Source organism: Luteolibacter ambystomatis, assembly GCF_018137965.1.
In the GTDB taxonomy this organism is placed as follows: domain Bacteria; phylum Verrucomicrobiota; class Verrucomicrobiia; order Verrucomicrobiales; family Akkermansiaceae; genus Luteolibacter; species Luteolibacter ambystomatis.
This window is the reverse complement of sequence record NZ_CP073100.1, coordinates 2,134,780-2,149,225: the sequence shown is the minus strand read 5'-3', so window position 1 is coordinate 2,149,225 and position 14,446 is coordinate 2,134,780. Positions and strand designations below refer to the sequence as shown.

The following is a 14,446-nucleotide window of genomic DNA, read 5'->3' as shown; positions in this document are numbered from 1 at the left end:
CTCAGAGCATGTCCCGCGTGATGGCATAGCGGGCCGCGCAACGCGGGCACTGGATGGTGATGACATCATCGCCCTCGAAGAGCTCATCCGGCCGTTCGCGCCAGTTGCCGAGCACGGGCAGGATCTTGTCGAGCGTGCAACCGCAGTGGAAACGGAAGCGGCGGCTTTCGAGCAGCTTGGTTTCCTCGGTGGTTTCGATCACTTCGACCGCGGCGTCATCGAGGGCGTTGAACCATTCCATGTCACAGTCCGGCTGGGCGACGATCAGCACGAAGTTCTCATCTTCCAGACGGAAGGCGCGGCCCGGTCGTTGCTCGGACTGGCGATAGTACTGTGCCAGCCATTCGACGGGGTCCTTGCCCTCCACCTCGAGTGTGGAGATGCGCGGCTCGTGTTGGTTGGGTGCGAGCACCTGCGAGTAGAAGAGATTGCGGTCCGGCTCGCGCACATCCTCGGTAAACAAGCGGCCGACCACCGATTCCTGCAGCGAGCTGGCGGTGGTGAAGAGATTGATGCGTGGCGCGCGGAGATTGACGGTCCAGGCGATGGTTTCGGCCCACGGGCGGGCGACCGTGTGGAGCGTGATGAGCGCCATGAAGTCCTTCAGCATCAGGTCGAGATCGCCATTGTGGCGGATCCCGTGCTGCATCAGGTGGAGGTAGTAGTCCGTATAGATCGGCGTGAACTGTCCACGGACCATCAGCGCGTTGCGATGGCGCACGTAGATCGATTCGATCTTGGTGAATTCCTCCGGGGATTCCAACTGGCCGCTTTCGTCACTCATGCGGCTCAGGCATGCCGCAGGATCGCCCGGGCTGCAAGGCGGACGAAGAAGTTTGGCCGCAAAAAGGCGCAAGAAGCGCAAAAGGAAGAGGGAAAGAAAACAAAGTCATCACGGCTTTTCCGACAAATCCCTCTTCATTGCTTTTTTGCGCCTTCTGCGCCTTTTTGCGGCTGAAAATCTCACTCGAAGCGGCTGGCACCCTGCATGCGCACGGCGACCGGATCGCCCACGCCGAGCCCGAGTTCCTCAAGCTGCTGGCGGGAAAGCTCCGCATCGACGAACTGGCCGTCTTCCAGGCGCAGGCTCAGGCGGGCGATGGGACCAGCGGAGAAGAGATGATGCACGCGCGCGAGGCGGTCGGTGGCCGGATCGGCTTCGGCGGCGAAGAGGACCTCGACGTCGTGCGGACGCACGTAGAGCGGGGAGTCCGGATCGCGGCTGTCACGGATGGCATTGACGTTGCCGAGGAAGCGGATGACGAACTGCGACTCGGGGTGGTCGTAGATCTGCTGCGGCTCGCCCACCTGCTCGATGCGGGAGTTCGCCATGACGACGACCTGGTCGGCGAGTTCGAGGGCTTCCTCCTGGTCGTGGGTCACGAAGAGGGTGGTGAGGCCGATCTCATCGTGGAAGCTGCGGAGCCAGCGGCGGAGATCTTTGCGGACCTTGGCATCGAGCGCGCCGAAGGGTTCGTCCAGCAGCAGCACCTTCGGGCGGATGGCGAGCGCGCGGGCGAGCGCGACGCGCTGGCGCTGGCCTCCGGAGAGCTGGTCGGGGCGGCGGTTTTCAAGACCGGCGAGTTGCACCAGCGAGAGCAGTTCGCCGACGCGGTTGCGGATCTCCGTGGAGGAGGGGCGCTGCTTCGATGGCAGCACCGAAAGACCGAAGCCGATGTTCTCCGCGATGGTCATGTGGCGGAACAAGGCGTAGTGTTGGAACACGAAGCCGACACCGCGCTTGCCCGCGTGGACGTTGGTCACGTCCTCACCGTGGAAGTGGATCGCGCTGTTCTTGGATTCATCGGCGAACTCCAGACCGGCGACGATGCGGAGCAGCGTGGTCTTGCCGGAACCGGAGGGTCCGAGCAGCGCGGTCAGCGAGCCGTTGGGAACTTCGAGCGAGACGTTGTCGAGCGCCTTGTACTTGCCGAAGGTCTTGTTGATGTTGCGGATGGAAATGGACATGGATGGAAAATTCTAAGCACTAGATCCGAAGCACTGAATGAAGAGCCGGATGTGGTGATGGGGTTCAGTGGCCTTTGGAACCGGCGTGGCCGGCGTAACGTTCGATGACGTCCTTGACGATGAGGGTGACGAGCGCGAGCAGGGCGAGCAGCGAGGCGCAGGCGAAGGCCGCGCTCGATTGATACTCGTTGTAGAGCACCTCCACCTGCAGCGGCAGGGTGTTGGTCTTGCCGCGGATGTGGCCGGAGACCACGGACACGGCGCCGAACTCACCCATCGCGCGGGCGTTGCAGAGCAGGATGCCGTAGAGCAGGCCCCACTTGATGTTCGGCAGCGTCACGCGGCGGAAAATCTGCCAGCCATGCGCGCCGAGAGTCACCGCGGCTTCCTCTTCATCCGTGCCCTGCGTTTCCATCAGCGGGATCAACTCGCGGGCGACGAAGGGGAAAGTGACGAAGATGGTGGCGATGATGATGCCGGGCGTATCGAAGACCACCTGCATGTCATGGGCATCCAGCCATGGGCCGAACCAGCCCTTCGAGCCGAAGATCAGCATCCACACCAGACCGGCGATGACCGGGGAGACGGCAAAGGGCAGGTCGATCAGCGAGACGAGGATGGAGCGGCCGGGGAAGCGGAACTTCGTCACCAGCCACGCGGCGGCGAGGCCGAACACGGCATTGAACGGCACCGTGATCGCGGCGGTGAGCAGCGTGAGCTTGATCGCGGACATCGCCGCAGGTTCGGTGAGGGCCTTGACGAAGACTTCGGCCCCCTGGCGGAATGCTTCCAGGAACACCGCGATGAGCGGCATCAGCAGGAAGAAGGTCAGCACGGTGCAGGCCGCGCCGATCAGCAGGATTTTCACTCCGAGGGATTCGGTCGTGACGTTCTTGTGGGAGGCCATGGTCAGCGGGTGCGCCAGTTGAGACGGCGCTGGAGGAGATTGATGAGGAAGAGGAGGACGAAGGACACGACCAGCATCGCGGCGGCGATCACGGCGGCGGACTCATACTTGAACTGCTCGAGCTGCGAGATGATCAGCGAGGGCAGGATCTCGGTCTTCAGCGGCAGGTTTCCGGAGATGAAGATCACGGAGCCGTATTCACCGACCGCGCGTGCGAAGGCCAGGGTGAACCCGGTGATCAGCGCGGGCAGGATCGATGGGAAGATGACGCGCCAGAAAACGGTCCAGCGTCCGGCTCCGAGTGTGGCCGCTGCTTCCTCCGTATCCTTGGAAAGATCCTCCATCACCGGCTGCACCGTGCGCACCACGAAAGGCAGGCCGATGAAGAACAGGGCGATGAACACACCGATGGAACTATAGGCCGCGCCGCGCTGGGAGATGGTGTCCACCCATCCGCCGATCCAACCGCCGGGCGCGTGGTGTTCCTTCACCCACTGCGCGCCTTGGGCGAGGTATTTGCCCACCCAGCCCTTGGTCGAGTAGATTTGGGACAGGGTGATGCCCGCCACGGCGGTCGGCAGGGCGAACGGCAGGTCCACCATTGCATCGAAAAACTTGCGGCCCGGGAAGCGGTAGCGGACCAGTACCCACGCGATCAACAGCCCCAGCACGGAACTGCACAACGCGGCGATCGCGGAGGCACCGAAGCTGAGCTTCGCCGCGGCGACGATGCCGGGCGACTTCAACAGCTTGACGGAATCCGCCCATCCCATCTGGCTGGCCTTCATGAAGAGAGCCACCAGCGGGATCAGGATGATCACACTGAGGTAGGTGAGAGTGTAGCCGAGCGAGAGGCCGAAGCCCGGAATGATGCGGCGGCGGGACATGCGTGAGCCTTGGAGGATTTCAGGGATTTGAAAACAGCGAATTGGAGACAGGCCGGAGCACGGCACATGCCCGGTCGGGAATATCCCAGCCGGGCATGGTCAGACAAACCGGGGATGGCAACTTATTTGCCGTACAACTGGTCGAAAGTGCCGCCGTCGGCAAAGTGGGTCTTTTGGGCTCTTTCCCAACCGCCGAAATCGTCGCGGATGTTCACGAGAGTGAGGGCGGGGAAGTTCTTGGCGTATTTGTCGGCCACCTTCGCGTCACGCGGGCGGTAGAAGTTTTTCGCCGCGATTTCCTGGCCTTCCGGGGTGTAGAGATACTTGAGATACTCGGTGGCCACTTCGGTGGTGCCGTGGGCGGCCGCGTTTTTCTCCACCACCGCCACCGGAGGCTCGGCGATGATGCTCAGGCTGGGATAGACGACCTCGGTCTGGCCCGGAAACTCCTTCTGCAGCAGGGCGATTTCATTCTCCCAGGCCAGCAGCACGTCACCGAGACCGCGTTGGGCGAAGCTGGTGGTGGAACCACGGGCACCGCTGTCCAGAACGGGAACGTTCTTGAAGAGCTTGGTGATGTAGTCCTTCACCTTCGCTTCATCGCCACCATATTCCTTGGACGCCCACGCCCAGGCGGCGAGGTAGTTCCAGCGGGCACCACCGGAGGTCTTCGGATTCGGGGTGATGACGCCGATGCCGGGCTTCACGAGATCGTCCCAATTCTTGATGCCCTTCGGGTTGCCCTTGCGGACGACGAAGACGATCGTGGAGGTGTAGGGTGAGCTGTGGTCCGGGAGCTTGCCTTCCCAATCGGCGGGCAGGGCACCGGACTTCGCCACGGCGTCGATGTCACCTGCGAGCGCCAGTGTGACGACATCCGCGGAGAGGCCGTCGATGACGGCGCGGGCCTGCTTGCCGGAGCCGCCGTGGGATTGCTCCACCTTGAGATCCTGGCCGGTCTTTTCCTTCCAGTGCTTGGCGAATGCGGCATTGAACTCGACGTAGAGCTCGCGGGTCGGATCGTAGGAGACGTTCAATAGCGAGACGCCGCCGGAACTGCCTGCGGTGTTGTGGCTTTTCTTGCAAGCCGTCGCCAGGAGCGATGCGGCGGCAAGCGTGAGGAGTGCGGTGATGCGGAGGGGTTTCATGAGGGATCAGTATTTGTAGGTGAGTTGGAGATAGGCGGTCCTGGCGGTGTCGTCGGTGCCGGTGCTGTCGAGGTAATCGCCAGCGAACAGCGCGCCGGTGCCGGACAGGAGTTCGAGGTTCTTGGTGAGGTTGGTCTGGACGTAGAGATCGACTTCTGTGCCGATGAAGCGGTCGCCATTGTAGCCTGCGGGAGTGCGGAGTGTGGACGAGCCATTCGCACGATAGACGAAGTCCGCGGTCTCCGCGCGGAAGAAGGCGTGTGCCTGCAGGCCCACCTTCCAGTCCTTCGCCGGAGTGACGGTCAGCTCCACGTAGGGATCATGAATGTTCGCCCAGCCGACGGAGTCGAGCAGGCCGTTCATGTTGTGCGTGGAGGGATAGACCGGCAGGAAACGGTGCTGGTCGCCATCGGTGCGGTCGTCGTCACCGCTGGCGTAGCTGTAGTTCACGCTGAGGCGTGGGGTCCATGGCGCGTCGTTGAACGTGTAGCCGAGCGTGGCCTGTCCGCCGAAGGAGAGGAGGTCGAGCTCCTTCGCACCGGACAACACGTGGCCGGTCTGGAATGCGGCTTCGAGTTCCCAGTCCCATGGCGAATCCTTGCCCGCCTTCTTGAACAGGCGCGAGCCGAACGTCCAGAAGTCCCCCTTCACGGGAGCCACGGTGCTGTGCTCGCTGTCCAGATGGATGGCGTAGAAGTCGAGGGTCTGGCCACAAGGGATCTTGCCGGAGGCGTAGAGGCCGATGAGGTCCGCGTTGTGATCGGAGTCGTTGAATTGATCCTCTTCGATCACCACGACATGACCGGCGAAGGCATCGATCTGCCAGTCCTTGTTCACCTTCCACGTCACGCGTGCGGCATCGAAGGTGCGGCCGTAGTTGCTCCAGTTGCTGTCTGCGAGGATGCGGCGCGATCCGAAGTCCAGCGGCTGGCGGCCCAGTGTGAGCTGCAGCGGGATGTCCTTCAGGTCGCCGAGCTGGAGATACAACTGGCGGAGATCGAATGTATCGTCGCCATTCGCGCCATTGAGCGTGTCGTGCGGACGGCCGGAGAAGAACTCGCGCGAGTCCTGGCCTTGCGCATACAGCTTCAGCCACGAGGCAGGCTGATAAGCGAGACCCAGACGGGTGCGAGTGATCAACCAGCCATCGTCATCGGCGGCATTCAGGTCGTCGTTGAAGTCGCGGACGTTGTCCGTCCACTCGGCGCGGACGCGGACCTCGGCGTCGAATTTGAAATCGTTGAGAAGACAGTCGGAGGCCCCGGTGGCGGGGGCCGGGGCGGTGCCGGCGTGGGCGACGCCCGCGAGGGCGGTCAGCATGGCGGCGGAGGCCAGGTGACGGGGAATCCGGAGGGTGGTGATCGCGAGGCGTGACGCTTGGCTGCGTGTGGCGGAGCGACCATTGACTGAGCGCCGTGGTGCGGCGTTTCGATCAGGTGTCTTCATTCGGTTGTGGGATGTTTCCGGGGAGGGAAACGGGAGTGATCTCGCGCCCTGCGGGGCGTTGAGGAAGGAATCAGGCAAAAAAAGACCGGGACACGGAGGGACGGATGGCGGACGGGCACCGCAGCGAACTACGGTGGATATCGTACCGCTCTCCGATCCCTCCGGTGTTCCGGTCGGTCTCTTTTGAGCGTTTGTGCGGCGGGTGCCGCGTGGGGCGGGTCAGGAGGGCTGTCCTTGTTCGTCCCGGGGTGAGTTGAAGCGGGTCTTTTCCAGCGCCTCGATCTGGGTCACGCGTCCGTCATGGACGATGATCTGGATCGAGCCGAATCGGAGTGATTCCACTTTGGTTCGAACGACTTCCAACCAGTCGGGCTTGGTGCCCTCGATTGGAACGATGCGTTCAGCGGCTTTCGGATTCATTGGAAACGGAGGATGGTAAGGCGAGTTGGGAGAGGCCGGCCAGGAATCCATCCTCGGGGTCGGCGCGCCGTTTGTTGGTGGCGGGCTTGCCTTCCAAGGTGGAGAGCTGGGCGGCGAAGGGAGGTTCGACTCCGTCACGGCGCATTTTGCGGAGAGTGACTTCGACGACCTGGGCGATGGTGTATCGATCAAGGATGTTCGCGATGGCGTTGCGGACATCGATCATCAGCATGCGGAGGCCGCAGTGGGCCTCGTCCGGACACGAGCAGCGCTGGTAGGCGTTTTCGCTGGCGCAGCAGATCGGAGCCAGGCGGCCGTCCATGAGACGGACCAGGTCACCGATGCGGATCGAGTCCGGGGATTTCGCTAGTGCATATCCTCCGAACTTGCCGCGACGGGTCTCGACGATCCCAGCCTCCCGGAGTTCCTGGAGGATACGTTCGACGAATTTGAGCGGCAGCCGGTTTGCTTCCGCGAGATCAGCTCCCGCGACGGTGGACAGGCCAAGTTCGGCGGCGATACCCAGGTGGATGGTGGCACGTAGGGCGTACTCTGCTTTCTTGGAAAGATGCATTCGGAAATCTGAACGGGTAAGTGGTGGATTAAGGCGTGGGCCTCAAGAAAAAAGTACAAGAAAGTTCGGATTTGTCGAGGTGATACCCCGGGTGGGATTACGATTTGCCTTATAAATCAATGGTTTCAGCGGTTTATGGCGATTTTGCGATTTGATGGAGTGGGTGCCGGAAAGTTCCAAATGATGCTGGACAGGTAATTCTATATGGAATAGTAGGAAATAAATCGCGGCATTCAAGTGGCGGTTTCCACAAACCAAACAAAGCACTCCATGAACACACGTCCTCTTGCTCCGGAATTCCGGACCAATCTGAAGCAGTTGCTCCAAGGGTTTGCGGAGCACTGCGAAATTTCCGAGCGCCTCGCGGGCAGGATCGAGCACCCGATCTATTTCCACGGCTTCAAGTTCGGCGCGCCGGTCTTCACCTTCACCGGTCCGGCTTCGGATGACACCGTGCCGCGCACGATCGGCCTGATCGGCCACAACACGCGCACCAGCACCGTCGCATCCGATGTGCTGCTCCAGTTGATCGAGGTCGCCACGCTGCGTCCGGAGATCGCCGTGGACCAGGTGTTGCGGGTGCTGCCGGTGGGTGATCCGGTCACGCTGGAACTGGAGGAAGACGCTCCGGATCTGAGCGACTGGCCGGTCCTGTCTTTCCTGCAGGACGAGTTCCGCGGTTCCGTGCCGGATGGCCTGATCGAGGTCCGTGCGACTACTGGCAAATCGCTGGTGATCCGGGGCGAGGCGGATGTGCGGCTCTATCAGGTGCTGGCATCGAATGCCGCCAGCGCGCGGGGGCTGCCCGCGCCGCCGGTGCTGTCCACCTTCGTGCCCGCCTTCGGTGGCGGCCGCTGGCATCTGGAAATCGACGTGCCGGAAGCGTGGACGCAGGCAGGCGACGTGCTCGGCGTGAGCCGCTTCATCGGCCGCGTGCTTGAGACCTACTCGCACTTGCTGGGCGCGTGCAGGGCCTCTTCCCGTCGTCTTCCATGACAATTCACGCGGCCGCATCCACAAGGGTGCGGCCGCCTCTTTTTCTCCACCGCTTCTCTTCCATACGAACCATCCCATCATTCATGAAGTCCGCCTCCAATCCTCTGCCGATCGCCATCGTGGGCGGTGGTTTCAGCGGCACGCTCGCCGCGATCCATCTGGCCAAGCGCTTGCCGGATACGTCCATCCTGTTGTTCGAGGAAGCCGCCGAGGCCGGTCCAGGACTGGCTTATGGCACCGGCTCTTCCAATCATCTCCTCAACGTGCGGGCCGGTGCGATGAGCGCCTTCGCGGAACGTCCGGATCATTTCCGCGAGTTCGCCAGTCAGGCTCTCGACCGTCCGGTGGATGCTGCGGAGTTCCTGCCGCGCGCGATTTACGGGGGTTACTTGAGATCGCTGCTAAAGCAGGCGCTGGAACGTCATCCGAAGCTGGAGGTGCGCCATACCTCCGTGATCGATCTGGTGGCGGACGCACGCGATCCACAACAAGCGAGCCTGGTATTGAAGGATGGCACCTCGCTGGAGGTCTCACGCGTGGTGCTCGCCACGGGCAACCGCGGCTCGGCCTTCCGCACATCGCTCTGGTCCGTACACACCCGTGCCGCGCGCGATGCGGATGCGTATGATGGCCTGCATCCGGATGCGCCGGTCGTTATCATCGGCACCGCGCTTTCGATGATTGATGCGGTGAACGAGTTGGAACGCCGCGGTCATCGCGGACCGATCCATGTCACCTCCCGTCACGGTCTGCTGCCGCATGCCTACGCGCCGCCTTCGTCCGTGCCGGTGCCGGAACTCGACCACCTGCCGGATTCGAACCTCCGCAAGAGCGTGCGCTTGTTCCGCAAGGCGGTGAAGGCTCATGAAGCCGCCGGTGGGAACTGGCGCGACCTCTTCGCGGCGATCCGTCCCTACACGCCAGGCTTGTGGCAGGAGCTTTCGCCGCGTGACCGCCAGCGGTTCCTGCGCTTCATCAGCCCGTTCTGGGAAATCCACCGCCACCAGTGCGCGCCGGAAACACGCGGCCTTGTGGACCGTCTCATCACCAGCGGCCGCCTCACCATCCACCGCGGCGCGCTCGTTTCCGTGGAGCGGAAAGGGGATCACTATGCCTTGGAATTTGCCAGCCGCACCAGCCGCCTGCCGAACCGCACGCTGGAAGCCGCGCGCATTCTGGATGCCACCGGCCCCGCGCGTGACATCCACACGCTGCGACATCCGCTGATCTGCAACCTGCTGCGCCGCGGGTTCCTGACCTCGGATGTCCACCGGTTGGGCGTGGAAACGCTGCCGGACTATCGCGCCGTCCAGCGGAACGGCCGTCCGGCTCCCTGGCTGCATGTGGTCGGCCCGATGCTTCGGGCGCGTTACTTCGAGGCCACGGCCGTGCCGGAACTACGCCTGCACGCCGCCGCCCTGGCCGCCCGCATCGCCGGGGAACTCCAACAAGTGGAGGCTCCGGCTCTCGCCGAGGTGGCGTAAGCTCGGAAAGCATGGCAATTTGCCCGATTCCCAAAAGGGGAAGCATCTGGTGGGGTGCCTCCCCTTTATATTTCCCCGCGGTTGATAGGGTCATGAGAGATTTGAGAAAAACAGTCTTCTCTCTCATGAATTAGTCGATAGTTTGATCGATACTACCCTCCTGTCATGTCCTCAAACCTTCGTCTAACAATGTCTCAGGAATGGAATCCTTCGTGCCGTCTCCGTAGCACGCTGCTCCGGCTCGCGCTGCTCACCACCTCATCCCTCTTCGCCACGCAGGCTGGAGCGGAGACGCTGCATCTCCTCACCGACGATGGAAAGCTGTCCAGCGTCCTGACGACCTCCGTCACCACTCCCACGGCTCCCGTTTCCATCACCGGCATCACCGCGGGTGAGTCGGTGGTGGGCATCTCCGTGCGTCCGCAGAACCAGCTTCTCTATGCGCTGGGCGTGAATTCCGTGGCGGACACGGCCTCCCTGTATGTTGTGGACCCGAAGACAGGCTTCGCGTCGTTGATTGGCAACCCCGGCCAGATTTCCTTCACCACGAACGGCGTCACGGTCGTTGATTTTCCCGATCCGGCGGTGGTGAAATGGGGTTTTGATTTCAACCCCGCCGTCGATCGCATCCGTGTGACGGCCGGTTCCCTGAATTTCCGTGTGAACCCGAACAACGCCGCGCCTGTCGATGGAGACAATGGCGGGGCCGTGACGGCCGGCACCAACCCGGACGGAGCGATCAACGGCGGCAGCACCACGGTGGCGGGGGTGGCCTACACCAATGATGTCCCGAACAACGGCGGCATCACCACGCAGTACACGATCGACGATGCGTCGAACAGACTCTTCATCCAGAACCTGCCGAATTCCGGCACGCAGACCTTGGGCCAGAACATCACCCTTGGTGGGCCTGCCCTGGATATTGCCTCGTCCTCCTTCAGCATCGCGCCGGGAGTCAACGCGCCGGCCAGCAACACGGCGGTCACGACCGGGTCGGGCTTCCTAGCCTCGAAGGTCGGTGGAGGCACCACGAAGCTGTTTTCGCTGGATCTGGTCACCGCGCAGGCGACCTTGTTGGGAGACACCGGACTGTCCGTCCGCGGCATCGCGGTCCTGCCGGGATCGGGCGCTGCGATCGCGCTCCCTGCGGGTGGTGGCAGCCTGATCCGCCTCAATCCCGCCACGCCGACCACCACCACGACCGTGGCGCTCGGCGCCCTGACCGCGGGAGAGACCCTGGTGGGCATCACCAGCCGTCCGCAGACGGGCCAGCTTTACGGCCTGGGGATCAATGCGACGGCCAACAACGGCACGCTTTATCTCATCGATCCCCAGACCGCCGGCGTCACGGCCGTGGGCGCGGCTTCTTCCATCGCCTTCACGACCGATGGGGTTACCGTGGTGGATCTTCCTGATCCTGCCACCGCGGGCTACGGCCTGGATTTCAATCCAACGGTGGACCGCATCCGGGTGGTCACCACCACCGGCCTGAATTTCCGTCTCAATCCGATCACGGGTGCGGCGGTGGATGGCGATACCAGCATCACCGGCACGAATCCGGATGGAGTGATCAACGGCTCCGGAGTCGTGGGCCTCCGCTCCGCCGCCTACACCAACAGCTTCAATCAGAATCTCACGGGTGGGGTCACCACGCTCTACACGGTGGATCCGATCTCAGGCAGCCTCTACATTCAGGTGCCGCCGAACAATGGCACCCAGACAAGTCCGCTGCCGATCACGCTCGGTGGCCCAGCGCTGGCGATCAGCACGTTTGGTGGCTTCGACATCCCGCACTCCGTGTCCGTTGCGTCCTCGAATACGGCGGCCACCGGCGAAGGCCTGTTTACTTCGCAGGTGGGTGGAATCGCCGGTCTCTACCGTGTGAATCTCGCCACGGGTGCTTCCACGGCGTTGGGCAACATCGGCACCGGTGCCACACCGATCACCAGCCTCGTGGTATGGGCTACGAACGCCGATCTTTCGGTGGAAAACCCGGCGGGCACCGTGGTGGCGGACAATGCCAGCACCGCGACCTTCCCGAACACCCTGGTGGGCATGCCCGTCACGAAGCAGATCACCCTGCGGAACCTGGGCAGCGAGCCGCTGACCTACTCCACCAGCTTCACCACCGGCACCGAATTCAGTGCCACGGGCAATGGGAGCGGCACCGTTCCCGGATCCTCCTCGGTGGTTCTTACGCTGACGTTCAATCCGACCTCGATGGGCATCAAGAACGACACGCTGCACATCCTCAGCAACGATCCGGACGTGGCTTCCTTCGAGGTAGCCCTGACTGGCAACGCGCTGATCCCGCAGACCAACGATTCGCTCTTCTCCACCACCGGCGAGACACGCTTCAATCCGCTGGCGAACGACACGTTGCCCGGGGATCTGCTCATTTCCGCGGTGAGCGATCCGGCCATCCAGATCGTAGATGGCCGCACGCTGATCATTCCGGCCGGCTACACCGGCCAGTTCACCTACACGATCAGTGTGAGTGGTACGGATACCGGTCTTGCGGTGGTCGATGTGGTGGGATCGCTCCCATCCTCGGTGCCGAAGGGCTACAACGGCGTTCTGACGGATGTCTCCGACAAGGTGAAAGGCTGGGCCCAGGCCAAGCTCAACAAGAACGGCGTGGGCACCATCAAGATCGTCACCGGGAACTCGAACACCAGCACCCGGATCACTTTCCCGACCGGCTCGACCTCGATCAACGTGGCGACGGCGCTCGGCAATCTGAACCTGGATCGCAGCCTCAACGGTGTGCTCCTGTTCTCGTTGAACGGCGGCACCCTCGAAGGCACGCTGCATGCGGAGCCGCCGCTTACCAACAGCACCGGCACCCACCACATCGCCCTCCGCAGCATCGATCCCGTGACCTTCCCGGGTGGTGGCTATGCCACGGCCGTGGTGACCCGGAATGGAGCCACCAACCTCCGCGGCCTCCTGCCGGATGGCAATCCGTTCACGGCGGCGACCGCGCTGACGGACAACTTCGCCATCGCCTTCTTCACCTCGAACATCACCGGCGTGACTCCCTCAGGCTTTGTCGGAGGTGATCTCACGCTGTGGGCGAATACGGACACCGATGTCACCGGTGAACTCGTCTGGAGCAAGCCACCGCAGGGCGGCAACGCCAAGGGCACCCACCTCACCGGAGTCGATACGACACTGACTGCAAATGGCAGCCTGTTCTTCCGCAATGTTCCCTACGCCAACGGCTCCACCGATGTGGAGTTGGCCGGCGGCAACCTGGCGGTCGACGAAACCGGCACCGTACCCATCACCAATGGCGTGCCGGGAGTGCCAACCGGTTCGCTGCTGACCTGGTCCATCAACCGTGGTGCGGGAACCTTCACCTTCACGGTGTTCGATCCCGTGCTCAACAAGGCGGTCCGCGGTTCGGGGCTCTACTTGCAGAAGAGCGACGGAGCCATCGGCTACTTCCCGGGCTCCACGATCGGTGGCCGGGTGGTGCTTTCGCCCACTCCTCCGCCTCCGTGATCCGACTCCTTTTCAGGAAATCCACAAAAGCCCCGTTCCTTGACAGGAGCGGGGCTTTTTCGTTTTCCGTCAGCCCTCCGGTTGCCCTTGTCAGTTCCACATCAGAGACACCCGGCTTCCGGCTTTCAAAATGTCGATTCAACCCAGGCTGATATGGGACGGGTCGTTGGCCCTCCATCCGCCTCACGATGAAGCCACCTTCACCAGATGGCCCTTTTCCCGGGCCGAGGCCAGCGTGCGGGCGAAGAGCAGCCCCGCGAAAATGAGGTAGCCTGCGTTCAAACCGAAGGCGATGCCGAGGTGGCTCCAGTCGAGCGGCTTGCCCGCCATCACCGCGCGCATGCCTTCGAAGACGTGCGCGGTGGGCATCGCCGCGGCGACGTGTTGCATCCACACGGGAAGATCCTGCACGCGGTAGAACACCGCCGAGAACGGCTGGATCATGAACGGGATCGCCCATGCCAGCGATTCCGCGCCATGGCCCCACTTCACGATCAGCGCGATGGAGATGATGCCCAGCGCCCAGCCGAAGAGCATGAGGTTGGCATACCACGCGAAGAGCGCGGCATTGAATTGGAAAAGATTGAAGCGATACGCCAGCGCGGCGATGGCCGCCAGGATACCCGCGGTGATGGCCACGCGCAGCAAACCGACCCCGCAGGCCGCAGCCACGTATTCGCTCATGCGCACCGGCGCGGCGAAGATGTTGAGCAGGTTGCGCGTCCACACGTCCTCGAGGAACGAGATCGAAACTCCCTGCTGCGAGCGGAACAGCGCGTCCCACAGGATCGTGGCGGCAATCAGCGATGGCACGAAGCCATGCGTGCCCAACCCGCCTTGGTTTTGGAGGGAAACGGAAACGAAGCCCCACATCAGGAGCTGCACGATCGGCCAGAAGAACAGCTCGAACAACCGCACGGGATTGCGCGCGTAGAGGAGAATGTAACGGCTGAGGAGGGAGTAGATGGTTCGCGGATTCAAGCAGGGCGGCGCGTGAAGTTCAGAGCGGAAGCGCGGAGCGACCATTGCACCGCAGTGGCGCGAATCCAGCGCCGATTTCGCCACCCCCGGGGTCGTGTCGGTGGAATTGCCGACTATTTGGAAATCAG

The 14,446-nt window shown here is 62.9% G+C and carries 12 protein-coding genes; 3 read left to right on the top strand and 9 right to left on the bottom strand.

Features of this window, described 5'->3' with window-relative positions; genetic code table 11:
• Position 1: 1 nt before the first annotated feature.
• From KBB96_RS08205 to KBB96_RS08170, 8 genes are all read right to left on the bottom strand, one after another.
• Entirely contained in the window at positions 2-784 is a 783-nt protein-coding gene (locus KBB96_RS08205) for a disulfide bond chaperone (RefSeq protein WP_211634208.1), read from the bottom strand.
• 179 nt (positions 785-963) lie between these two features.
• Positions 964-1,968 carry a sulfate/molybdate ABC transporter ATP-binding protein gene (locus KBB96_RS08200; RefSeq protein ID WP_211634207.1) on the bottom strand — a complete coding sequence of 335 codons (1,005 nt, stop codon included), beginning with the start codon at positions 1,966-1,968 and terminating at the stop codon, positions 964-966.
• A 64-nt stretch (positions 1,969-2,032) separates the two neighbouring features.
• On the bottom strand, positions 2,033-2,875 hold the full coding sequence (gene cysW / locus KBB96_RS08195; protein WP_211634206.1) for a sulfate ABC transporter permease subunit CysW: 843 nt from the start codon (positions 2,873-2,875) through the stop codon (positions 2,033-2,035).
• Positions 2,876-2,877: 2 nt separating this feature from the next.
• Positions 2,878-3,762, bottom strand: coding sequence for an ABC transporter permease (locus KBB96_RS08190; RefSeq protein ID WP_211634205.1), 885 nt, complete (start codon positions 3,760-3,762; stop codon positions 2,878-2,880).
• 122 nt (positions 3,763-3,884) lie between these two features.
• Complete coding sequence (locus tag KBB96_RS08185) at positions 3,885-4,910, bottom strand: sulfate ABC transporter substrate-binding protein (protein ID WP_211634204.1); 1,026 nt, start codon at positions 4,908-4,910, stop codon at positions 3,885-3,887.
• A gap of 6 nt (positions 4,911-4,916) precedes the next feature.
• On the bottom strand, positions 4,917-6,356 hold the full coding sequence (locus KBB96_RS08180) for an alginate export family protein (protein WP_211634203.1): 1,440 nt from the start codon (positions 6,354-6,356) through the stop codon (positions 4,917-4,919).
• Positions 6,357-6,575: 219 nt separating this feature from the next.
• A complete protein-coding gene (locus KBB96_RS08175) occupies positions 6,576-6,776 on the bottom strand; it encodes a YezD family protein (protein WP_211634202.1) in 201 nt (66 codons plus the stop codon).
• The gene (locus tag KBB96_RS08170) at positions 6,757-7,350 is read right to left on the bottom strand and encodes an RrF2 family transcriptional regulator (RefSeq protein WP_211634201.1); all 594 of its coding nucleotides are present in this window, start codon (positions 7,348-7,350) and stop codon (positions 6,757-6,759) included. Before KBB96_RS08170 ends, KBB96_RS08175 begins: the two co-directional genes overlap by 20 nt.
• A 270-nt stretch (positions 7,351-7,620) precedes the next feature.
• Here KBB96_RS08170 and KBB96_RS08165 point away from each other — a divergent pair, with 270 nt between their 5' ends.
• The 3 genes from KBB96_RS08165 (at position 7,621) to KBB96_RS08155 (ending at position 13,337) form a co-directional block, all read left to right on the top strand.
• Positions 7,621-8,346 carry a hypothetical protein gene (locus KBB96_RS08165; protein ID WP_211634200.1) on the top strand — a complete coding sequence of 242 codons (726 nt, stop codon included), beginning with the start codon at positions 7,621-7,623 and terminating at the stop codon, positions 8,344-8,346.
• Between the two features lie 83 nt (positions 8,347-8,429).
• Positions 8,430-9,830 carry an FAD/NAD(P)-binding protein gene (locus KBB96_RS08160; RefSeq protein WP_211634199.1) on the top strand — a complete coding sequence of 467 codons (1,401 nt, stop codon included), beginning with the start codon at positions 8,430-8,432 and terminating at the stop codon, positions 9,828-9,830.
• Positions 9,831-9,995: 165 nt separating this feature from the next.
• Positions 9,996-13,337, top strand: coding sequence for a DUF4394 domain-containing protein (locus tag KBB96_RS08155; RefSeq protein WP_211634198.1), 3,342 nt, complete (start codon positions 9,996-9,998; stop codon positions 13,335-13,337).
• A gap of 183 nt (positions 13,338-13,520) precedes the next feature.
• Here KBB96_RS08155 and KBB96_RS08150 read toward each other — a convergent pair whose 3' ends face one another.
• Positions 13,521-14,318 carry an ABC transporter permease gene (locus KBB96_RS08150; RefSeq protein WP_211634197.1) on the bottom strand — a complete coding sequence of 266 codons (798 nt, stop codon included), beginning with the start codon at positions 14,316-14,318 and terminating at the stop codon, positions 13,521-13,523.
• Positions 14,319-14,446 lie beyond the last annotated feature (128 nt).

Coding starts and splice junctions, on each gene's coding strand:
- KBB96_RS08205 (WP_211634208.1), bottom strand. CDS start 784: ATGAGTGACGAAAGCGGCCAGTTGGAATCCCCGGAGGAATTCACCAAG.
- KBB96_RS08200 (WP_211634207.1), bottom strand. CDS start 1,968: ATGTCCATTTCCATCCGCAACATCAACAAGACCTTCGGCAAGTACAAG.
- cysW (WP_211634206.1), bottom strand. CDS start 2,875: ATGGCCTCCCACAAGAACGTCACGACCGAATCCCTCGGAGTGAAAATC.
- KBB96_RS08190 (WP_211634205.1), bottom strand. CDS start 3,762: ATGTCCCGCCGCCGCATCATTCCGGGCTTCGGCCTCTCGCTCGGCTAC.
- KBB96_RS08185 (WP_211634204.1), bottom strand. CDS start 4,910: ATGAAACCCCTCCGCATCACCGCACTCCTCACGCTTGCCGCCGCATCG.
- KBB96_RS08180 (WP_211634203.1), bottom strand. CDS start 6,356: ATGAAGACACCTGATCGAAACGCCGCACCACGGCGCTCAGTCAATGGT.
- KBB96_RS08175 (WP_211634202.1), bottom strand. CDS start 6,776: ATGAATCCGAAAGCCGCTGAACGCATCGTTCCAATCGAGGGCACCAAG.
- KBB96_RS08170 (WP_211634201.1), bottom strand. CDS start 7,350: ATGCATCTTTCCAAGAAAGCAGAGTACGCCCTACGTGCCACCATCCAC.
- KBB96_RS08165 (WP_211634200.1), top strand. CDS start 7,621: ATGAACACACGTCCTCTTGCTCCGGAATTCCGGACCAATCTGAAGCAG.
- KBB96_RS08160 (WP_211634199.1), top strand. CDS start 8,430: ATGAAGTCCGCCTCCAATCCTCTGCCGATCGCCATCGTGGGCGGTGGT.
- KBB96_RS08155 (WP_211634198.1), top strand. CDS start 9,996: ATGTCCTCAAACCTTCGTCTAACAATGTCTCAGGAATGGAATCCTTCG.